General features: G+C 62.0%; 21 protein-coding genes. 12 read left to right on the top strand and 9 right to left on the bottom strand.

The features are described 5' to 3' along the window. Positions 1-28 precede the first annotated feature (28 nt). A complete protein-coding gene (gene hpaR / locus NR164_RS16000) occupies positions 29-451 on the top strand; it encodes a homoprotocatechuate degradation operon regulator HpaR (protein WP_108523997.1) in 423 nt (140 codons plus the stop codon). 53 nt (positions 452-504) lie between these two features. On the opposite strand, the gene hpaI is transcribed toward hpaR, so the two are convergent. The 8 genes from hpaI to NR164_RS15960 form a co-directional block, all read right to left on the bottom strand. Further along, positions 505-1,305, bottom strand: coding sequence for a 4-hydroxy-2-oxoheptanedioate aldolase (hpaI, locus tag NR164_RS15995; protein ID WP_108523998.1), 801 nt, complete (start codon positions 1,303-1,305; stop codon positions 505-507). 17 nt (positions 1,306-1,322) lie between these two features. Continuing rightward, positions 1,323-2,126 (bottom strand): 2-oxo-hept-4-ene-1,7-dioate hydratase, encoded by an 804-nt coding sequence (gene hpaH, locus NR164_RS15990; protein ID WP_108523999.1) that lies wholly within the window; start codon positions 2,124-2,126, stop codon positions 1,323-1,325. 12 nt (positions 2,127-2,138) lie between these two features. Beyond that, on the bottom strand, positions 2,139-3,443 hold the full coding sequence (locus NR164_RS15985; protein WP_108524000.1) for an MFS transporter: 1,305 nt from the start codon (positions 3,441-3,443) through the stop codon (positions 2,139-2,141). A gap of 48 nt (positions 3,444-3,491) precedes the next feature. Further along, positions 3,492-3,884: a 5-carboxymethyl-2-hydroxymuconate Delta-isomerase gene (locus NR164_RS15980; RefSeq protein ID WP_108524001.1), complete on the bottom strand. Its 393-nt coding sequence runs from the start codon at positions 3,882-3,884 to the stop codon at positions 3,492-3,494. Positions 3,885-3,962: 78 nt separating this feature from the next. Further along, positions 3,963-4,820 carry a 3,4-dihydroxyphenylacetate 2,3-dioxygenase gene (gene hpaD / locus NR164_RS15975; protein WP_108524002.1) on the bottom strand — a complete coding sequence of 286 codons (858 nt, stop codon included), beginning with the start codon at positions 4,818-4,820 and terminating at the stop codon, positions 3,963-3,965. Positions 4,821-4,899: 79 nt separating this feature from the next. Next, positions 4,900-6,360, bottom strand: a complete 1,461-nt coding sequence (gene hpaE / locus NR164_RS15970) for a 5-carboxymethyl-2-hydroxymuconate semialdehyde dehydrogenase (protein WP_256822955.1) — start codon at positions 6,358-6,360, stop codon at positions 4,900-4,902. Between the two features lie 5 nt (positions 6,361-6,365). Further along, positions 6,366-7,136 carry a fumarylacetoacetate hydrolase family protein gene (locus NR164_RS15965; protein ID WP_256822954.1) on the bottom strand — a complete coding sequence of 257 codons (771 nt, stop codon included), beginning with the start codon at positions 7,134-7,136 and terminating at the stop codon, positions 6,366-6,368. After that, entirely contained in the window at positions 7,133-7,798 is a 666-nt protein-coding gene (locus NR164_RS15960; protein ID WP_108524005.1) for a fumarylacetoacetate hydrolase family protein, read from the bottom strand. The genes NR164_RS15965 and NR164_RS15960 overlap by 4 nt, the downstream gene beginning before the upstream one ends. 189 nt (positions 7,799-7,987) lie before the next feature. Here NR164_RS15960 and hpaA point away from each other — a divergent pair, with 189 nt between their 5' ends. Continuing rightward, the gene (hpaA, locus tag NR164_RS15955) at positions 7,988-8,878 is read left to right on the top strand and encodes a 4-hydroxyphenylacetate catabolism regulatory protein HpaA (RefSeq protein ID WP_256822953.1); all 891 of its coding nucleotides are present in this window, start codon (positions 7,988-7,990) and stop codon (positions 8,876-8,878) included. A gap of 111 nt (positions 8,879-8,989) precedes the next feature. On the opposite strand, the gene NR164_RS15950 is transcribed toward hpaA, so the two are convergent. Further along, positions 8,990-10,246, bottom strand: coding sequence for an OprD family porin (locus NR164_RS15950; protein WP_256822952.1), 1,257 nt, complete (start codon positions 10,244-10,246; stop codon positions 8,990-8,992). 264 nt (positions 10,247-10,510) lie between these two features. On the opposite strand from NR164_RS15950, the gene pqqA reads away from it, so the two are divergent. The 10 genes from pqqA to mbnC all read left to right on the top strand — a co-directional run bounded on the left by pqqA (position 10,511) and on the right by mbnC (position 18,865). Beyond that, complete coding sequence (pqqA, locus tag NR164_RS15945) at positions 10,511-10,582, top strand: pyrroloquinoline quinone precursor peptide PqqA (RefSeq protein ID WP_108524256.1); 72 nt, start codon at positions 10,511-10,513, stop codon at positions 10,580-10,582. An 83-nt stretch (positions 10,583-10,665) separates the two neighbouring features. Next, the gene (locus NR164_RS15940) at positions 10,666-11,055 is read left to right on the top strand and encodes a DUF2946 domain-containing protein (protein ID WP_108524008.1); all 390 of its coding nucleotides are present in this window, start codon (positions 10,666-10,668) and stop codon (positions 11,053-11,055) included. Positions 11,056-11,264: 209 nt separating this feature from the next. Continuing rightward, positions 11,265-11,846 (top strand): putative natural product biosynthesis protein, encoded by a 582-nt coding sequence (locus NR164_RS15935; RefSeq protein WP_108524009.1) that lies wholly within the window; start codon positions 11,265-11,267, stop codon positions 11,844-11,846. 691 nt (positions 11,847-12,537) lie between these two features. After that, the gene (locus NR164_RS15930; RefSeq protein WP_108524010.1) at positions 12,538-12,945 is read left to right on the top strand and encodes a DUF2946 family protein; all 408 of its coding nucleotides are present in this window, start codon (positions 12,538-12,540) and stop codon (positions 12,943-12,945) included. A gap of 72 nt (positions 12,946-13,017) precedes the next feature. Further along, positions 13,018-15,156, top strand: coding sequence for a TonB-dependent hemoglobin/transferrin/lactoferrin family receptor (locus NR164_RS15925; protein ID WP_256822951.1), 2,139 nt, complete (start codon positions 13,018-13,020; stop codon positions 15,154-15,156). Between the two features lie 17 nt (positions 15,157-15,173). Further along, the gene (locus NR164_RS15920; protein ID WP_256822950.1) at positions 15,174-16,046 is read left to right on the top strand and encodes an MbnP family copper-binding protein; all 873 of its coding nucleotides are present in this window, start codon (positions 15,174-15,176) and stop codon (positions 16,044-16,046) included. Further along, positions 16,043-17,179 (top strand): methanobactin export MATE transporter MbnM, encoded by a 1,137-nt coding sequence (locus tag NR164_RS15915; RefSeq protein ID WP_256822949.1) that lies wholly within the window; start codon positions 16,043-16,045, stop codon positions 17,177-17,179. Before NR164_RS15920 ends, NR164_RS15915 begins: the two co-directional genes overlap by 4 nt. 140 nt (positions 17,180-17,319) lie before the next feature. Next, complete coding sequence (mbnA, locus tag NR164_RS15910) at positions 17,320-17,415, top strand: methanobactin (RefSeq protein ID WP_108524013.1); 96 nt, start codon at positions 17,320-17,322, stop codon at positions 17,413-17,415. A 62-nt stretch (positions 17,416-17,477) separates the two neighbouring features. After that, the gene (gene mbnB / locus NR164_RS15905; RefSeq protein ID WP_256822948.1) at positions 17,478-18,290 is read left to right on the top strand and encodes a methanobactin biosynthesis protein MbnB; all 813 of its coding nucleotides are present in this window, start codon (positions 17,478-17,480) and stop codon (positions 18,288-18,290) included. Further along, entirely contained in the window at positions 18,287-18,865 is a 579-nt protein-coding gene (gene mbnC / locus NR164_RS15900; protein ID WP_256822947.1) for a methanobactin biosynthesis protein MbnC, read from the top strand. The genes mbnB and mbnC overlap by 4 nt, the downstream gene beginning before the upstream one ends. The last annotated feature ends 4 nt before the right edge of the window (positions 18,866-18,869 follow it).

The following is an 18,869-nucleotide window of genomic DNA, read 5'->3' as shown; positions in this document are numbered from 1 at the left end:
AACTAACTGAGTTGTGATGCCCAGACCCATGCGTAAACTCCGACAATCCCTTACATTGACCCTGTTGCAGGCCCGCGAAGCGGCCATGAGTTTTTTCCGCCCCTCGCTCAATGAGCACGGCCTGACCGAGCAGCAATGGCGGGTTATCCGCATTCTCAGCCAGCACGATGAGCTGGAAATCTATCAACTGGCCGAATTGGCCTGCATTCTCAAACCGAGCATGACCGGCGTGCTGGTGCGCATGGAGACTGCCGGCCTGGTGCATCGGCGCAAGGCTGAGCAGGACCAGCGGCGCGTACTAGTGACCCTGGCGGATAAGGGCAAGGCCAGCTTCGACTCCATGAGCCAGTGCATGGAGGAGAACTACCAGAAGTTGCAGGCGCAGTTCGGCGAAGAGAAGCTGCAGACGCTGCTGGGGCTGTTGGATGAGTTGAAGGCTATCAAGCGCTGAGTGCCAGCCCATCGCGAACAGGCGAATGGGCTGGTGGTGCTGCGTGCAGGGGGTTAGTACACACAGCCGGGCCTGAGTGGCGCGACGCCGTCCTTGAACGTTGCCGCGAGGCTTTGCAGGCCGCGCATCAGCACGGTCGTATCGACCCCGACGGCGACAAACGCGGCGCCCAATTCGATATAGCGCCTGGCCAGGGCCTGGTCTGCGCTGAGAATCCCCGCTGCCTTGCCGGCCTGGCGAACTCGCGCAATTGCGTCTTCGATCGCCGCCTGCACGGCAGGATGCCCTGGGTTACCGCGGTAGCCCATCGAAGCACTCAAATCCGCCGGGCCAATGAACACTCCGTCGACGCCTTCAACCTGCGCAATCGCCTCCAGATTGGCCAGGCCTTCGAGGTTCTCGATTTGTACCAGCAGGCACATCTGTGCGTCGGCCTGATCCAGGTAGCCGGCAATGCTGTTCCAGCGCGACGCACGGGCGAGGGCGCTGCCGACGCCGCGAATGCCCTGGGGCGGATAATGCATCGCGCGCACCAGTTCCCGCGCCTGCTGTGCGCTTTCGACCATCGGCACCAGCAGCGTTTGCGCGCCGATATCCAGCAATTGCTTGATCAGTGCGCTATCGCCGACCACCGGACGAATGATCGCTTGGCTCGCATAGGGCGCGATGGCTTGCAACTGGCCGAGCATCCCGCACAGGTCATTGGGCGCGTGTTCGCCGTCGATCAGCAGCCAGTCAAACCCGGCATTGGCCGCCAGCTCGGTGCAGTAGGCATCGGCCAGGCCGAGCCACAGGCCGATCTGCGTCTCACCGCGGCACAGGCGCTGCTTGAAGCGGTTGATGGGCATATCCATGGAACGGTCCTCCAGGGTCAGACAAAGCGGCAGGAGATCGAGCCCAGCATGTCGTAGTCGACGTGGAAGGTGTCGCCGGGATTGGCCGCCACCGGGCGGGTGAAGGAGCCGCCGAGGATGATCTGCCCGGGCTGCAACGTCACGTCGTAGGGCGCCAGTTTGTTCGCCAGCCAGGCCACGCCTTTGGCCGGGTGGTTGAGCACGGCGGCCGACACGCCGGACTCTTCGATCACCCCGTTGCGGTACAACACGGCAGGCACTTTGCGCAGGTCGATTTCGGTCGGCCGCACGGCCCGCCCACCCATGACCACGCCCGCGTTGGCGGCGTTATCGGAGATGGTGTCGAACACCTTACGGGTGGCGTGGGTCTGCGGGTCGATCTGTTGGATGCGCGCGTCGATGATTTCCAACGCCGGGATGACCCACTCCGTGGCGTCGAGCACGTCGAAAATCGTGCAGTTCGGCCCCTTCAGCGGTTTGCCCAGGATGAACGCCAGCTCCACCTCGACCCGTGGCACGATGAAGCGCTCAAACGGAATGTCGGTGCCTTCGTCGAAGAACATGTCATCGAGCAACGCGCCGTAGTCCGGTTCGCTGATGTTCGACGACACCTGCATGGCACGCGAGGTCAGGCCGATCTTGTGCCCGACCAGCTTGCGCCCGTCCTTGATTTTCTGTGCGACCCAGGCGCGTTGGATCGCGTAGGCGTCGTCAATGGTGATCGCCGGGTAGTCCAGCGAGAATTGCCGGACCTGTTCGCGTGAGCGCTCGGCTCGGTCCAGGTGTGCGGCGGCTTGCAGAATCTGCTGTTGATCGAGCATGACGAAGTTCTCTTACTGTGGGTTGACGATGGCCGCCGGGGTACGCAGGACCAAAAAGCCGCCAAGGGCGATAAACAGCGCCAGCACATACAAGGCCAGGCTGGCGCTTTGGGTGGTGTCACGCATCCAGCCGATCAGGTAGGGCGCGAGGAACGAGGCGATACTGCCGAACGAGCTGATCAGGGCAATGCCGGCCGCCTGGGTGCTGTTGGACAGGAAGGCCGGAGGCAGTTGCCAGAACATCGGCAGCGCGGCGCTGGCCCCCATGCCGGCGATCACCAGGCCGCACAACACCAGGGTCGGGTTGGTGGGCGACAGCCCGGCCACCGCGATACCGACGGCGGACATCAGCAGCGGCACGCACAAGTGCCAGCGTCGCTCACGGTTGCGATCGGATGAGCGCCCGCAACCGATCATGAAGAAACATCCGGCCAGGTAAGGCACCGCACTGAGCAGGCCGACCTGACTGTCACGGCCGATGCCGGCGCCGTGGATCAGGGTGGGCATCCAAAACGCCAGGGTGTTGACCGCGAGCATCACCGCGAAATAGATCGCCACCAGCAGCCAGACCTGCGGGTCACGCAGGATGCCGCCGAACGAGGTGATGGATTTGCGCTGCTCCTCACTGCTTAGTTGTGTACGCAGTTGCTGTTTCTGCAGCGCGCTGAGCCAGTTCACCGTCTCGTAGCTGTCCGGCAGGCATTTGAGCACCACCAGGCCCAGCAGGATCACCGGGGCGCCTTCGATCAGGAACATCCACTGCCAGCCGCGCAGGCCGCCAAAGTCATGGAAGTGTTCCAGGATCGCGCCGGACAACGGCCCGCCGATCACGCCGGCCATCGGCACCGCAATGGCAAACAGCGCGGTGACTTGCGCGCGGCGACGGGCCGGGTACCAGCGGTTGAGAAACACCAGGATCCCCGGAAAGAAGCCGGCTTCGGCCACCCCCAGCAAAAAGCGCAGCACGTAGAAACCGGTGGAGCTTTCGATCCACAACATGCTAGCGGACAGCACGCCCCAGACCACCATCAGGCAGGCGATCCAGCGCCGTGGCCCAACACGGTCGAGGGCGATGTTGCTCGGTACGCCGAACAGCGCGTAGGCGATGAAAAACAGTCCGGCCCCGAAGCCGTAAACGGTGTCGCTGAAGTGCAGGTCGGTACTCATCTGCATCTTGGCGAAGCCGATGTTGATGCGGTCCAGGTGGGCAAACAGATAACAGATCAGCAGCAAGGGCATCAGGCGCCAGGTAACGACGCTATGGGTACGCTGGTGTTCGAGCAGGGTGGTGCTGTCGGCGGTATTGGCTGTGCTCATGATGTTGTACTTTTTTTTGAGTGGCCGTTGGCGGAAGGCGGGCAGTGTTCAGCTCGCCTGGTTTTTCAAGAAGGCATGCACGTTGTTTTGCTTGAAGTTGAGTTCGGGGTGCAGCTCGATCATCTCGAACGACAGCGCCAGCAGACGCTGCGATTGCAGTTCGGCGAAGTGTTCGGTGATCACGTTGAACAGGCGTTGGGCGACGGTTTTGCGCGTGTCCAGGTCGCGTCCATGGCCGACCTTGAGGGTCATGTGGACGAACGCGTAATCGTGCTTGCCGTCGGCCATGCGCCAGGTGTCCAGGCGCACGCCGCGGCTGCGGATGCCGCCCAGGGGGAACACACCGCTGTCGCCCAGCACGGTGTGGACCTTCTCGAACAGCGCGGGCAAGTCGGCCTGCTGCTCGATGTTGTCGGTGTATTCAGCAATGAAGTGCGGCATGGGTGTCTCCTCCCTTGATCGGTGACGCGGATGTGTCCTGTGGGCGCTGTCGGCCCCACAGGGTGTCTTCGCCCTGGGTCAGAGGGGGAAAATGGCGTTGATCTGGCCGGTGCCGGAGCTGCCGAACGGTGCGGTGATGATCTCGGCCGGTTTGTTGTAGTCCGGGCCGCCCAGCAGGCCGAGGAGCATCGCGGTGTCGTGCATCTTGCCTTCGCCGAAGCAGTGCTCGGCGTAGTCCGGCAGCATTGCGCAGAACTCCTTGAAGCGGCCTTGCTTCCACATGTCCACCACATGCATGTCCATCTGCTTGTCGAATTCACGGGTCCAGTTGTGGATGTTGGCTTCGGCTTCGCGGTCGTCGGAGAAACGGTGGGAGAGGGAGCCCGAGGCCAGCACCAGGACTTTGCGGTCGCTCTTCTCGATCGCCCGGCGCACGGCGGCGCCAAACGTGAAGCTGTCTTCGAGGCGGTGCCAGGCGCACCAGGCGGCAATCGAGATCACGTCGAATTTTTGCTCGTCCGGCACGCCCATGTGCATGTAGCGCATCGGCACTAGGGTGCCGTATTCCAGCTCCAGGCTCGGGATGTTGTGAGCCATCGTGCGTACATCGGCCAGGTTGGCTTCAGCCGCGATCAGTTCCCCCAGTTCCGGGCAACCGGGGTAGTCGTACTCCATGTTCTTGATGAAGTGCGGCAACTCATTGCTGGTATAGGTGCCCTTGAAATGCTCACCGCAGTTGACGTGGTAGCCGCTGTTGACCAGCCAATGCACGTCGAAAACCACCACTGTGTCGGCGCCCAGCTCGCGGGCGCGACGCCCGATTTCCTTGTGCCCGGCAATGGCGGCTTCGCGACAACCATGGTGCTTTCCGGGCAGTTCCGACAGGTACATCGAGGGTACGTGGCAGATCTTTGCAGCCAGGACGACTTCGCCCATGATGATTCTCCTGAATAATTGTTTTTGTCTTGGAAGCATTGTGTGGCGAGGGCGCAAGGGCCCTCGCCAGCGGCCTGACTCACACGCCCCAGCGCGGAATGTGATGACTGCCCATGGAGATACACACGTTTTTGATTTCGGCGAACACTTCAAAGCTGTACTGGCCGCCTTCGCGTCCGGTACCTGAGCCTTTCACCCCACCGAACGGCTGACGCAAGTCGCGCACGTTCTGGCTGTTGATGAACACCATGCCGGCTTCGATGCCGTAGGCCAGGCGATGCGCCTTGCCGATGTCCTGGGTCCAGATATAGGACGCCAGGCCGTACTCGGTATCGTTGGCCAGTTGCAGCGCTTCGGCTTCATCCTTGAACGGGATCAGGCACACCACCGGGCCGAAGATTTCTTCCTGGGCGATGCGCATCGTGTTGTTCACATCGGCAAACACCGTGGGCTGGATAAACTGCCCGCGACTCAAGTGCGCCGGCAGGTTGGCCGGACGTTCCAGGCCGCCGGCGAGCAGGGTGGCGCCTTCTTCTATACCAATCTTGATGTAGCCGGTGACCTTGTCGTAGTGCGCCTGGGTGATCATCGAGCCGACCTGGGTTTTCAGGTCTTGCGGGTCGCCGACGATCAGGCGTTTGGCGCGGGCGGCAAACTCGGCGACGAACTGCGGGTAGACACTCTCCTGAATGAACACCCGGCTGCCGGCGGTGCAGCGTTCACCGTTGAGCGAAAAGATGGTGAACAGCGCGGCGTCGAGGGCGCGTTCCAGGTCGGCATCCTCGAAGATCAGTACCGGCGACTTGCCGCCCAGCTCCATGGAGTACTTTTTCAGCCCGGCGGTCTGCATGATTTTCTTGCCGGTGGCGGTGCCGCCGGTGAACGAAATCGCACGCACGTCCGGGTGGCGCACCAGCGCATCACCGGCGGTGGCGCCGTAGCCCTGGATCACGTTCAACACGCCTTTGGGAATGCCGGCCTCGACGGCCAGGCGCCCGAGTTCATTGGCGGTCAGCGGCGACAGCTCGGACATTTTCAGCACGGCGGTGTTGCCCAGTGCCAGGCATGGCGCGGTCTTCCAGGTGGCCGTCATGAACGGCACGTTCCACGGCGATACCAACGCGCAGACGCCCACCGGTTGGTACAGGGTGTAGTTGAGCATCTGGTCGTCCACCGGGTAGGTGTGGCCGTCCATGCGGGTGCAGACTTCGGCGAAGAAATCGAAGTTGTGCGAGGCCCGTGGAATCAACACGTTCTTGGTCTGGTGGATCGGCAGGCCGGTGTCGAGGGTTTCCAGTTCGGCCAGGCGGGGCACGTTGTGTTCGATCAGCTCACCGAGCTTGCGCATCAAGCGGGCTCGTTCCTTGGCCGGTGTGCCTGCCCACTTCGGAAAGGCTTCCGTGGCCGCTGCAACCGCTTGCGCGACTTCTTCGGCGCCGCCGCTGGCAACTTCACCGATGGCTTCGCCGGTGGCCGGGTTGTAGTTGATGAAGGTGTCTTTGCTTTCGACCTCACGGCCGTTGATCCAGTGTTTGATCATGCTGCTCAAGCCTCTTTACCGGCGCTGAAGAATTGCGCCTCGCTGACAATTCGATTGACCAGGCGCCCCACGCCTTCGACTTCCACGATGACTTCATCGCCCGGCACCACGTCGGCCAGGCCTTCCGGCGTGCCGGTGGCGATCATGTCGCCGGGTTGCAGGGTCATGAAGCTGGACAGGTATTCGATCAGGTACGGGATGTCGAAAATCATGTCTTTTGTGCTGCCTTCCTGGCGCAGCTCGCCGTTGATCCAGGTGCGCAGTTTCAGGTTGCTCGGGTCCGGCACATCGGCGACGTCGACGATCCACGGGCCTACCGGCGTGGTCGCGTCGCGGTTCTTCACCCGCAGGTTGGGGCGGTAGTAGTTTTCCAGGTAGTCGCGGATCGCGTAGTCGTTGCACACCGTGTAACCGGCCAAGTAGTCCAGGGCGTCTGCGCGCTTGACGTTGCGCGCCGGCTTGCCGATCACCGCGACCAGTTCGCACTCGTAGTGCATGTAGGCGACATTGTCCGGGCGCCAGGTCACTTGGTTGTGGCCGGTGTAGGTGCCGCGCGACTTGATGAAGGCCAGCGGCTCGGTCGGTGGCGTGAAGGCCAGTTCGGCGGCATGGTCGGCGTAGTTCAGGCCGAGGGCGAACATGCTGCCGGTGGCCGGTGGCAGCCACTCGACCTGGTCTTCGGCGAGCAGGCGACCGTCGGCCAGGCGCACGGCGTTTTGGGCTTCGACCAGAACCTGATGCACGGCGCCTTCAAAGCGAATACGGGTGTGTTTCATGACAGCTCCTCTGCCTTGATGTGGTTGACCAGACGGCCCAGGCCGCTGATCTCGACTTCAACGGTATCGCCGGGTTGCACGTCCACACGGCCTTCGGGCGTGCCGGTGATCAGTACATCGCCTTCGTGCAGGGTCATGAACTCGCTGATTTCGGCGATCAGTTGAGGAATATCGCGCACCCAATTGGCGGTCGAGTTTTGTTGGCGAAGCTCACCGTTGACGAACAGTTTCAGGCTCAATTGGTTGGGGTTGTCGATCTGGTCGCGCCCCACCAGTTCCGGGCCCAGCGCGCAGAACCCGTCGCGACATTTGGCTTTCACCGCCGGGCGGTAGTAGCTGTCTTCCGGCAGGCTGAACTCATTGACGATGGTGTAGCCGGCCACATGCGCCATGGCGTCCTCGACGCTGACGCGGCTGGCGCTTTTACCGATCACCACGCCCAGCGCCGGGCCGGGCTGAAGGCGTTCGCCGGTGGGCTGCACGACGCTGCCGTCATGGCCATTGCGGGTGTTGGGGGTCTTGATGAACAGCACCGGTTTGAGCGGCGGCTTCTGGTAAGGCGCTTGCTCGAATTCGGCGATACGTTGGTTCAGCAACCCCTGATAGTTCAGCGCAACGCCGAACAGGGTGCCGTTCGCAACATCATGCAGAGCACGGCTCATGCTTTTCTCCTGGCAGTGGCGGGGCAGAGACTGCTCCGAGGAATATTCGTTAACCTATTAACGTTATAATTAAGATGTTAACTATCGTCAAGCGTGGCAAACTCTTTCGAGCCTGGCGAGCCGCTGAAATCCGGCGCAGGATGGCCTCTGCAGGTTGGTTGATAGCCCAATAAAAAAGAGAAATCCGCGATGATCGATCGTAAACCGATCCCCAATATCAACATCGGTCAGGTCTACGACCAGCGCTACAGTGATGCCGAAGTGCACTACGACAAACTCGGCAATCTGGCGGAGTTTTTCGGCCGCAACATGCCGGTGCATCGGCACGACCGGTTCTTCCAGGTGCATTACGTGAAGAGCGGCGCGGTGCGTGTTTACCTGGATGACCAGCAGTATCTGGAGTCGGGACCGATGTTCTTTCTGACGCCGCCGACGGTGCCCCACGCCTTTGTCACGGAGGCAGACGCCGATGGGCATGTGCTGACGGTGCGTCAACAGCTTGTCTGGGGGGTGATCGATGCCGATCCGACCTTGGTGCCCGGTTCGCAGTTGCCGGCGGCCTGTGTCGCACTGGCGCAGTTTCCACGGGAAATCAGGCGGCTGGAGTTTATGTTCGAAGCGCTGAGCGACGAAATCAACGCCGCCGGGGCCGGGCGCAGTGCGGCGCTGGACAGCCTGACCCGCTTGATCATGATCAGCTTGCTGCGGCTCTGCTCCAACTCCCTGCAAGCCCGGCCGGCGCGCCATGAAGACCTGCGGATCTTCCATCGCTTCAACGCGTTGATCGAGGACCATTACCTGCAGCACTGGCCGCTGTCGCGCTATGCCGACGGTGTAGGCGTCACCGAGGCGCGGCTCAATGACGTCTGCCGACGCATTGCCGATCTGCCGTCGAAGCGGCTGATTCTCGAGCGGGTCATGCAGGAGGCCAAGCGGCTGTTGTTGTTCACCGGCAGTTCGGCCAACGAAATCTGCTACCAGTTGGGTTTCAAGGACCCGGCCTATTTCAGCCGGTTCTTCCAGCGTTACGCGCAGATGACGCCGGGGGAATACCGCCAGCGGCAATCGGGGTTGCGGTGAAGCCGCCATAGTGTGTTCTCGATGGGCGTCGGTGCGCTCATGATGGTTGCAGTCACTTCCCCGAAAAATGGCTTTTACGGGGAAGCGATTGCACATTTCACACCGCAGCGGTCACCACAAGGCCAGGCTGTAGCCGACGATGATCCGGCTTTCGTCAATGTCGCTGGTCAGGCCGTTACTTGAGCGCAGGCTGGCGTTGCGCAGACGCACGTTGACGTTCTTCAGCGGGCCGCTTTGAACGGTGTAGACCAGATCGGTATCGCGCTCCCATTCGCGGCCATTACGCGCGGTGGCGGTTTGCGCGTGGCTGCCGTCCACATAGCGGGTCATGAACGTCAGCCCGGGTACGCCGAGGGCTGCGAAGTTATAGTCGTAGCGCGCCTGCCAGGCATCGGTGTTGGCCTTGGTGAAGATATTGATGGTCACCAGATTGACTGAATACGGGTCTTGGCCCGGGAAGGCAAAGTCGCCGTCGCCGGAGAGGTTTTGATAGCCCAGGCCGAATTTGTGCGCGCCCACCGACAGGCTGAACATGCCGTTGAAAAAGCGGTTGTCGATCCGCCCGCCGTCAACCCTCGAAGGGCTGCGCAGCCGCGCGCTGCCTTGCTCGCGAGTGTCGAAATAGCGCAGGTCGCTGCGCAGGTTCACGCCTTCGGCAAGGGGCAGGTCATGCACCAGGCCGATGAAGTTCTGACGGTAGATGTCCTGCATTTGCGCGTAGTAATACGTCGCCGCCAGGTGCGGATTGATCGCGTAGGTGCCCCCGGCCAGGTCCAGGTGGCTGCTGGTGACGCCGCCGTAACTCATTGACTCGTTGTTGGAGGAGTCGCGCAGGTTCTGTTTTTCCAGGCGACCGACGTTCAGGGTCAGCCCATCGATGTCCTGCGACGTAAGCAGTTCACCGTTATAGGTCGACGGCAGCAGCCGGGTATCGTTGTAGGCAGCCACGGGTAACAGCGGCTGCAAGGTACCCAGTTTGAGCACGGTTTTTGACACCCGCAGTTTGGCGGTCAGGCCCAGTTCGCTGTAGCTATCAGCCGGTTCGCCGTCTGCGCCGGACGGCAGCAGCCCGGTGCCGCGCCGGTCTCGGCTGGAGTCGAGTTTCAGCCCCAGTTCTCCCAAGGCATCCACGCCGAATCCGACCACGCCGTCGGTGTAGCCCGACTCCATGCGCAATACAAAACCCTGCGCCCATTCGTCCGCCTTGTTCTGCGGTGCATTGCTCTGGCGAAAGTCGCGGTTCATGTAGAAATTGCGCAGATCCAGATTGGCTTTGCTGTCCTGGAAAAAATCGGCGTGGGCAACCAGAGGGGTAAACGCGGCGCACAGGCCAGCGCTTGCCGCCGTGCGAAAGAGGCACGAATGCATGAGGGGCGTTCCTTATGTTGTTTTTGTTGGTATGGCCCTCTGCTAGGTCAGGGGCTAGGATATAGTTAACATGTTATTTTTAATCCGGATAGCGCGATTCGCAGGTTTTACCAATTTGTTTCGAAGTTAATGATTTTTCAGCGGGCCTGATTGGCACGAAATGACAAGCAGCGTTGTCACGCTCAGTCAAGCGGGGCGGGTGACGTTCGCCTGTAATGGCGCAGCGCAGCGTTAAACCCCAATAGACCCCAAGAGGAGGTGCCCATGTGGACCAAACCGAGCTATACCGATGTACGCATTGGTTTTGAAGTGACAATGTACTTCGCCAATCGATAACGCCCTGGAAGGCATGGGGGCGATGTACTGCCGTCCCGGGTTGCGCTTCAATCGACCGGCCGTTCGGTGGTAAAGTCGCCGCCATGAAACTGACCCGCTCAGACCGCTCGCTCATTGCCTGGACGTTGTATTTCTGCGTCCTGTTCAATGTGTTTGCCTGCGGTTTGGCGCACGGACAGACGATGGGCTTGGCGCTCAATGGCGTAGGCGGGCAGTTCTGCTCGTCCCAGAGCAGCCCTGCACCGGCTTCGAAAGCGGATCCCGCCGATCTGTCCGCCAGTGGCTGGGCCGGGAGTTTTTCGTGTCCGATCTGCTCGGCTGTGACCTTGAGCATCGCCTTACTGTTTTGTTTGAGCTGGATGCTGCGGATCGGGCAGGTACGCCGGCCTGACCGCGAACAGCGCTGCAAGGCACCCCCGCGTTATTCCTGGCCCTCGGCCAATCCCAGAGCCTCCCCCGCACTTTGCGCATGACCGCGTTTGTCTAAGCCCCCTTGTGCCTGTCGACCCCGGTCAGCCAGGCGTTGCGGGGGGCTCCACGGTTAAAGGTGACACGGGAAGGAGCACACAATGGCTCATGTATTGGCACGTCTCAATCGCCGGCTACTGCCAGGATTGGCTGCGGCCGTTTACGCAAAAAAACACGCAAAGTTCGCGACTGCGCCAATCGGCCGGAGGTCGCCATGTGCGCGCTAGCCGTTCCATCGGGGGCTTCGCGGTTGGTCAGCAAAGCCTCGCGTCTGCGTAATCAAGCGGACTTTTTGCTGCCGTTTCCGGATTACCCAGGTAATGCGCGCAGTTTCGTACACCTGGATGCCCGACTGCTGCCGTACTGGCACACCTTGTTCGATGTGTGTCCCGGCTTGCTCAAGCTCGATCCGCCCGATGGCCTGAATATATTTCGTGGTTTCATGACCTGGGCCTATCGCAATCATCCGCCGTTGAACTGGACCTATTACCTGAGCGTATGCCGCTGGCTCCTGGGCTCCAAGTATCAGGCGCGGATCAACGAAGAGCACATCGAGTCGTTTATGTGCGCTGCGGCGGCACGCTGGATCAATAGCGATGACAGCCAGGCTCGGGGGCTGGTGTTGGCCTGGCAGGGCGCGCCGCAAATGGTGTTCGATTGGAAGCAGGCACCCCGTCCGGTGCCCGGGCTTGAAGCTGATCTGGAGGAGTTTCCGCCCGTGCCCTGGGACTTTGCCTGGTGCCCGTTGACCGGCAAGGGCGGTGTGGGATTTCGCCGCTGGCTGCCGATTCCTTGACGCACTGTTGACCCAGGAGGGCGCCAGTGGGCTGCGACAAAACACCACGCCTGATCAGCATTGATCAGTCGCGCCGCCAGCACCGCGGATCGTGCCGATCAGCGCACGAGGTGTGGCCGATTGTCGCAGTTGTTGCCCTGAGACTGTGCTCATAAAGTGTGCAGGCTTTGAGCGGAGGCAGACACTTCCACGGTAGCTCGAAGCGCGGCATTTGAACCCGTTCATGTGCCGGTTGCCAGGCCCTCTTCCCAGAGGGCTTTTTTTTGCCTGATAAATCCGGTCCTCACTTGCCCGCGTGCCGGTTTGGCGTTCATGAGCCAGGTTCATGGGGCTCGGCACTGCGGTTGTTGGCGTTGAGCGAGGAGGCCCGGTGCGACAGCCCGCCACAGTCAGGAGGGCAGAGCGCCAAGGCGTGGTTCTTGATTGTGCAATGAGGCGCTGCCTGTGGTGGTTTGTCGCAGGTCAGGTGGCGCGCACGGGCATGCTAGATTCTGCGTCGACACGACATTTTCCCTTGGCAGGGTTTTGGTCGCGTTACTGAGCGCCGGGAATCGCAAGGTTCCTGGCGCTCCTTCAATGTGCGTTCGAGCCTCAACCAACGGTTGCGGGCTCTGCAGATTAACGGTTGAAGCACGGAATATGTCCTGTCCACGGGCATTGCTGACGACATAACAATTGCAGGGATTCTTGCATGCTTTCCAACAGGCACCCACCGCACGCTCGGCCCACCCTCGGCCTTCTGGTCTGCCTGTTCGCGTGCCTGTTTCAAGCCCTGGCCTGGGCCAGCATGCCCGTGCCAATCGCCGTTTCAACGGGCGAGCGGGTAGTCTTTTGCACTGCCAACGGCATGCAGAGCCTGTCCCTTGCCGACTTCAAGGCCCGTACCGGGCAGCGCCAGGATGACAGGGAAGCCCCGGACGCCTCACCCGGCTGTGCGCTGTGTGCCTTTGTCGGCGGACTGGCCCTGACGCCTGCGGTTCCCGTTCTGCCGGCGCTTGTGCTTGGCCAATACCTTTATGCCGCGATCGCGAACACCAACCCGGTTGTTGTCACCACTTTCGAGATTTCTCAGGCCCGGGCCCCTCCCAGCATCGCTTGAGTTGCGCTTTCCACGCCGTCTCTGAGTGTTCGGGGCCCGGCGCTTTGCCTGATTATTTCTGGAAGTCCTGTCATGCCTGCTATGACCCAGGTCGCGGCCGCCTTGCGCGTTGCCGAACCGAACACTGCGCGCCGTTCTCCTCAGACCCTGCCTTGCATCAAGGGCGGGCCGGACGTCGATCGGTTAGCGCTGTCGCTATTGGCCGTTGCATGCGCCTTGTCTGTCACGGGTGCTTATGCGCAGCCCATTACCGATGACGACGCGTCGCTGCCCTACGAGCTCGATAGCACGACGATTACCGCAACCCGCACCCCCAACAGTCGCTTTGCTCTACCTGCGTCGGTGTCGACCATTGATCGCCAGCAACTGGAGGATGCCCAAGCCAATACGCTGTCCACGGTGTTGCGGGCCTTGCCCAACGTGAATTACGGCGGTGGTCCCCGGGCGGCGGCGCAAAGCCCGGCGATCCGTGGCCTGCAGGGGCCGAGGATCATCCTGACGGTAGATGGCGCACGGCGTAACAATGATGGCGGCGTGAATACGCCCTTACTGATCGATCCTGACTTGATCAAGCAGATCGACGTGGTGCGCGGCCCGATGTCTGCCGCCTACGGCAGTGGCGGGCTGGGCGGGGGGATGGCGATCGAGACGCTGGGCGTCGAGGATATTCTGGAACCGGGCAAAACCCTGGGAGGCCGGATCAAGGCCGGCTATCACAGTGCCAACGAAGAACTGTCCAATAATCTGACCGTGGCTGCTCGCGGCGAGCGCGCCGATGTGCTCGCCAGCGCCACGTACCGCGACTACGGGACGATTCACACCGGGGCGAGCGGCGATGACGCGAAATATCCGAACGATGGTCAACTCAAGAGCGGCCTGTTCAAAACCAGCTTTTCGCCGAATGAATTGAACCGTTTCGAGCTGGGCTACCAGCGCTTCTCGGATGAGATGGTCGGCCCCACCAACCCTGGTGGCAACCTGCTGTTTCCGTTTTCGCAGAAGCTCCAGCGCGAGCAGGAGCAGTACAACGCCAGTTGGGCGTTCCAGGACGCCGAGCAGCGACTGCTGGACGGCAAACTGACGCTCTATCAGACCCGCTTCACTCTGGATGGCGACAGCCGCTCGGTGCCCGCTCAACCCACCACGTCGACCCAGACCAAGACTCTGGGGGCCAGCCTGCAGAACAGCAGTCGTTTCGACGCAGGGGCCTGGTCGTCCCACCGTTTGACCTATGGGGTGGACGGTTACCGCGACACCAATGAGAACGCTTCCGACGGTCAGTCCAACAGCGTCCTGCCCAATGGGCAGATGCGTGCCCTGGGCGGCTTTCTACAGGACGAAATGGCGTTCCTGGACGACTGGAGCCTGATCGCGGCGCTGCGCCACGACGACTACCGCCTCACGTCTCCTGGCCAGGAGGACTCCAGCCACCACCGGCTCTCGCCCAAAGTCGCCTTGAAGTACCAGCCCTGGGAGTTCCTGGGAGTATTTGTCCGCTATGGCGAGGCCTTCCGCGCGCCGACCATGACCGAGATGTTCGGCAACCTGAACACCCGGCGTGCGCTGTTCAACTTCCGCCCGAACCCTGGGCTCAAGCCGGAAACCAGTAAGACAAAGGAAGTGGGCGCGACGTTGGCCTTCGACGACCTTGTGGCCGGTGGCGACAGCCTGCGGGCGAAGGTCACCTACTTTACCGAGGATGTTGACGACCTGATCGATCAGCAAGTGGTCGGCTTTTACAGCCGTCAGGCGCCGTTTGCCGGAACCGGCATGGTCTTTCAGCGAGTCAACGTGGCGCAGGCCGAGCGCCATGGCGGTGAGTTTGAAATGACCTATCGCTGGCAGCGCCTGTCGTTGGGCGCCGGCTACTCGCGGTTGCGCTCCAGGAACGCCGAGACCGGTGCCCAGTTGTATGCGCCGCCGGACAAGTTTGTGTTGGGCAGCCAGTACCGCGTGGATGACAACTGGTCGCTGAGTTACCAGGGCCAATACGTGTGGGCCCAGGACTATGACGCCACCGAACTGCGGCGGCGCAAGGGCTATGTGATCCACGACATCGGCGCGGCCTATGAGTACAAGCAGTACCGCGTCGACCTGGGGGTGAGCAACCTGTTCGACAAGGTCTACAGCACCTACCAGCAGTCCTTGGCCAATACGTTCACCTATGAGGAAGGCCGCAGCGTGAACCTCGCCTTGACTGCACGTTTCTGATCCCCTGGAGCCTCATCATGCGTTCATTATCCATAAGCCTGACCACTGTGGCGTGCCTGGCGGGCTGTGCGACTCAATCGCCCGCGGAACAACCGGTGAGCCTGAACTTTGCGCTGGTGGCCGGCGAGCAGCCGGTGCGCTGCGGCGCTGCCTTTGGGCCTGTGGGCCGCGACCAGAAACGCGTGTCGCTGCGCGATGCGCGGTTCTATGTGCAGGACGTCGCCTTGATCGACGACACCGGCAAGCCGGTACCCCTGCGCTTGCAGGTCAATGACTGGCAGGACACCCAGGTCGCGCTGCTCGACTTTGAGGACGGTAGCGCTCATTGCGTCGGCGGCACGCCAGCGACCAACACCCAGGTCATCGGCAGCATACCGGCCGGACGTTACCGCGGCGTGAGCGTGACCCTCGGCGTTCCGCAGTCCCTGAATCACACCAGCACCGAGTTGCAAGGCGCGCCGCTGGACCTGGCGGCCATGGGCTGGAGCTGGCAGGCCGGACGCAAGTTCATCAAGCTTGAAGTCGACCCCGAAGACGGGGTCAGCAAAGCCGATGGTTCAAGGGCCAACACCTGGTACCTGCACCTTGGCTCCACCGGCTGTAGCGGCAACCCGGTGACCGGCGAGACGGTGGCGTGTCAGCGGGCTAACCGTATTCCTTTGCGCTTCGAAGGGTTTGACCCGGTGACCCAAGCAGTGGTGCTGGATGTAGCCGCGTTGTTGCGCGACAGTCGCCTGGCCGTGGACGAGGGCGCCGCTGTGGGCTGCATGAGCGGGCCGACCGACCCTGAGTGCGTCGCGGTGTTCAAGCGCCTGGGCGTGTCGTTGAGCAGCGGCTCACCCCTTGAACCCGGTTATTCCCCCGCGTTTTCAGTGCGGGCCAGGCCATGAAGCGAACGGCCTTGCGCCTGACCGGGGGGCTGCTGTTGAGCTGGGCGCTGGCGTGGCCCGTGGCGGCCCAGGACTGGGCATGGGGGTTGCCGTCCCATGTACCGGCGCCGCGGGTGCCAGAGGACAACCCGATGTCGGCGGTCAAAGTCGAGTTGGGCCGGCGCTTGTTTTATGACCCAAGGTTGTCCGCGGGCGGTAACCGCTCCTGCGCCTCCTGCCACCAGCAGGAGCGTGCCTTCACTGACGTAAAGGCGCTTTCCGAGGGCGGTACCGGGCAATTGACCCACCGCAATGCGCCGGGGCTGGTCAACAGCGCCTGGAACGCCACCTACAACTGGGCGGCGCCGGCGGTGGTGACGTTGGAGCGGCAGATGGAGATCCCGCTGTTCGGCGATGACCCGATCGAAATGGGCGTTAACGATGGCAATCGCCAGCAGATCCTTGATCGCTTGCGGGCCGAGCCGTTGTACCCGCCGCTGTTCCGCGAAGCCTTCGCGGACCAGGCGCAGCCACTGAACATGGCCACGGTGATTAAGTCCATCGCGGCCTTCCAGCGCTCCATCGTGTCAGTGGACAGTCGTTATGACCGCTACTTGCAGGGCAGGGCGGCCCTGAGTGCGGCCGAGCAACGCGGCATGACGCTGTTCTTTGGCGAGCGGGCCGAGTGTCACCACTGTCACGGCAGTTTCAACTTCAACGATCAGGTGGTGCATGCCAAGAGCCGGGTGGTGGACACCCTGTTTCACAACACCGGGCTCTACAACATCGACGGTGCCGGCGGTTTTCCCTTTCCCAATCGCGGGCTCTACGAGAGCAGCGGCAAGCCCCAGGACATGGGGGCGTTTCGCGCATCGAGCCTGCGCAATGTCGAGGTCACCGGGCCGTATATGCATGACGGCAGTATCGCCACCCTGGAGCAGGTGATCGACGCGTACTCCGACGGTGGTCGAGTGATCGAGAGCGGCCCGAATCGGGGGGATGGGCGACTGAATCCGTACAAGAGCGGGTTGATTGCCAGGATCGACCTCAGCTCGCAGGAAAAGCAGGACTTGCTGGCCTTCCTCAAGTCCTTGACCGATGAGTCGTTGCTCAAGGACCCGCGTTTCAGCGACCCCTGGAAGCACAAGCATTGATCCGAGCCCAACCACGGACGTTCCCTTCGGGAGCAAGGAGGCTGCCCGCCGTCAAACCGAAGCGGCGACAACCCTGCTGTACATAAACGGCGAATTCGCCAAACCGCGGATGTCCGCGCATTGAAAAGGAGCAACACCCCATGAGCATCAAAATCGCCAAGAAACACACCCTGCAAATCGCCGGCCGTGCCGGTGCCTGCTGTGCCTCGTGCTGCGCCCCTGTTGGCGTGAACTGAAGCATCCCCTCCACGGGGGCCAGCGCCTCCGTGGGGGGCCTTGATCAAGGAGGTGCAAGACCATGCTGATAGGCTTCAACTACACCCTGGGCGACACCGCGCCGCTGGTGCGAAAACTGCTGGCCGGCAGGCACATCGACTATGTCGAGCTGCTGATCGACAATTTCCTGGCCGTACCCGTCGAAGCACTTATGGACGGTTTTGCCGCCCCCGTGGGTTTTCACATCATGTTTTCCAAGTTCATTGAAAACGACACGCCGGCGCTTGAACGCCTGGCCCATCGCTTGCGTGGACTGATCGACCGACTGCGGCCGTTGTATGTCTCCGACCACGTGGCGCGTTTCAGCCACAATGGGCGCCAGCTCTACCACCTGGCAGAGATCGACTACATCAACGATTACTCGCGAGTCCGCGAACGGGTCGACTGGTGGCAACAGGCACTGGGCTGCCAATTGTTGCTGGAGAACTACCCCTCGATCATGGATGGCGGCCACGATGCGCCGGCCTTTCATGAACGGCTTTACCGCGATACCGGCGCCGGGGTGCTCTTCGACGCGTCTAACGCGGTCTGCGCGCACCTCAATTGCGGTGTGCCGCTGGAGGCGTGGGAGGGCATCATCGAATCGTCCTCGCACTTCCACAGCGCAGGCTACAACCTGTCGATCCTGCAACCCCACCTGATCCTCGACACTCACGATCAGGCACTGTCCGACGCCACCCTGGGCTTTCTCCAGCGTTACCGAACGCAGTTCGACACGCCGCACGCGACCATGACCTACGAGCGAGACCAGCGCTTTGACGAGCACGAGATCGTTGCCGACCTGCAGCGCCTGCGCGGTGTGTTCGCGCCGTCGGCACAGGCGCTTCTGTCATGAGCGCTCTGGGTTTATTCGCCCGCACCGACTCGGACCTGCTGGACGCCTTGAGCGTGCCTGAACGCCAGGGTGACTACCCTCGCGACTCGCGCGCATTCGTGCGTATCGACAGCAGCCTGCGGGTCTATTGGCACGCATTGTTCGATATCTGCCCGGGCCTGCTGGAACTCTCGGGGCCCGATGGGCTGGCGATATTCCGTCCGTTCATGAGCTGGGCCGCCGAGCAGCGCTTGTCGCTCGACTGGACGTATTACCTGTGGGTCGATGTCTGGCTGCAACAATCGCCGTTCCGGCAGCAACTGACGCCGACCCTGCGCTACAGCCTGATGGGCGCCTCGGCCGCGCGCTGGGCCACCGGTGATCGCTCCGAGTGCAACGGCATCATCCTGGCCGGCGCGGATCTGCCCGACCTGGTCTGTGCCTGGAAAACCCAGTCCCTGGAAGGCGCCAGGGAGGTCGAACGGATTGAACTGTCCGAGCCGCTGCCGACGCCTGCGGCGGCTTTCGGTTTTTTCACGGTGACTGGTCGCAACCTGGCAGAGGGATTTCCCGGCTGGACCGATCTCCCTCGTTGAGGCT

The sequence above is a fragment of the Pseudomonas sp. Pse79 genome (assembly GCF_024519615.1).
Lineage (GTDB): Bacteria > Pseudomonadota > Gammaproteobacteria > Pseudomonadales > Pseudomonadaceae > Aquipseudomonas > Aquipseudomonas veronii.
This window is presented reverse-complemented; position numbering and strand designations above follow the sequence as displayed.

Bases quoted from the DNA above. Each gene is read 5' to 3' on its own strand.
- hpaR (WP_108523997.1), top strand. From the start codon at position 29: ATGCGTAAACTCCGACAATCCCTTACATTGACCCTGTTGCAGGCCCGC.
- hpaI (WP_108523998.1), bottom strand. From the start codon at position 1,305: ATGGATATGCCCATCAACCGCTTCAAGCAGCGCCTGTGCCGCGGTGAG.
- hpaH (WP_108523999.1), bottom strand. From the start codon at position 2,126: ATGCTCGATCAACAGCAGATTCTGCAAGCCGCCGCACACCTGGACCGA.
- NR164_RS15985 (WP_108524000.1), bottom strand. From the start codon at position 3,443: ATGAGCACAGCCAATACCGCCGACAGCACCACCCTGCTCGAACACCAG.
- NR164_RS15980 (WP_108524001.1), bottom strand. From the start codon at position 3,884: ATGCCGCACTTCATTGCTGAATACACCGACAACATCGAGCAGCAGGCC.
- hpaD (WP_108524002.1), bottom strand. From the start codon at position 4,820: ATGGGCGAAGTCGTCCTGGCTGCAAAGATCTGCCACGTACCCTCGATG.
- hpaE (WP_256822955.1), bottom strand. From the start codon at position 6,360: ATGATCAAACACTGGATCAACGGCCGTGAGGTCGAAAGCAAAGACACC.
- NR164_RS15965 (WP_256822954.1), bottom strand. From the start codon at position 7,136: ATGAAACACACCCGTATTCGCTTTGAAGGCGCCGTGCATCAGGTTCTG.
- NR164_RS15960 (WP_108524005.1), bottom strand. From the start codon at position 7,798: ATGAGCCGTGCTCTGCATGATGTTGCGAACGGCACCCTGTTCGGCGTT.
- hpaA (WP_256822953.1), top strand. From the start codon at position 7,988: ATGATCGATCGTAAACCGATCCCCAATATCAACATCGGTCAGGTCTAC.
- NR164_RS15950 (WP_256822952.1), bottom strand. From the start codon at position 10,246: ATGCATTCGTGCCTCTTTCGCACGGCGGCAAGCGCTGGCCTGTGCGCC.
- NR164_RS15940 (WP_108524008.1), top strand. From the start codon at position 10,666: ATGAAACTGACCCGCTCAGACCGCTCGCTCATTGCCTGGACGTTGTAT.
- NR164_RS15935 (WP_108524009.1), top strand. From the start codon at position 11,265: ATGTGCGCGCTAGCCGTTCCATCGGGGGCTTCGCGGTTGGTCAGCAAA.
- NR164_RS15930 (WP_108524010.1), top strand. From the start codon at position 12,538: ATGCTTTCCAACAGGCACCCACCGCACGCTCGGCCCACCCTCGGCCTT.
- NR164_RS15925 (WP_256822951.1), top strand. From the start codon at position 13,018: ATGCCTGCTATGACCCAGGTCGCGGCCGCCTTGCGCGTTGCCGAACCG.
- NR164_RS15920 (WP_256822950.1), top strand. From the start codon at position 15,174: ATGCGTTCATTATCCATAAGCCTGACCACTGTGGCGTGCCTGGCGGGC.
- NR164_RS15915 (WP_256822949.1), top strand. From the start codon at position 16,043: ATGAAGCGAACGGCCTTGCGCCTGACCGGGGGGCTGCTGTTGAGCTGG.
- mbnA (WP_108524013.1), top strand. From the start codon at position 17,320: ATGAGCATCAAAATCGCCAAGAAACACACCCTGCAAATCGCCGGCCGT.
- mbnB (WP_256822948.1), top strand. From the start codon at position 17,478: ATGCTGATAGGCTTCAACTACACCCTGGGCGACACCGCGCCGCTGGTG.
- mbnC (WP_256822947.1), top strand. From the start codon at position 18,287: ATGAGCGCTCTGGGTTTATTCGCCCGCACCGACTCGGACCTGCTGGAC.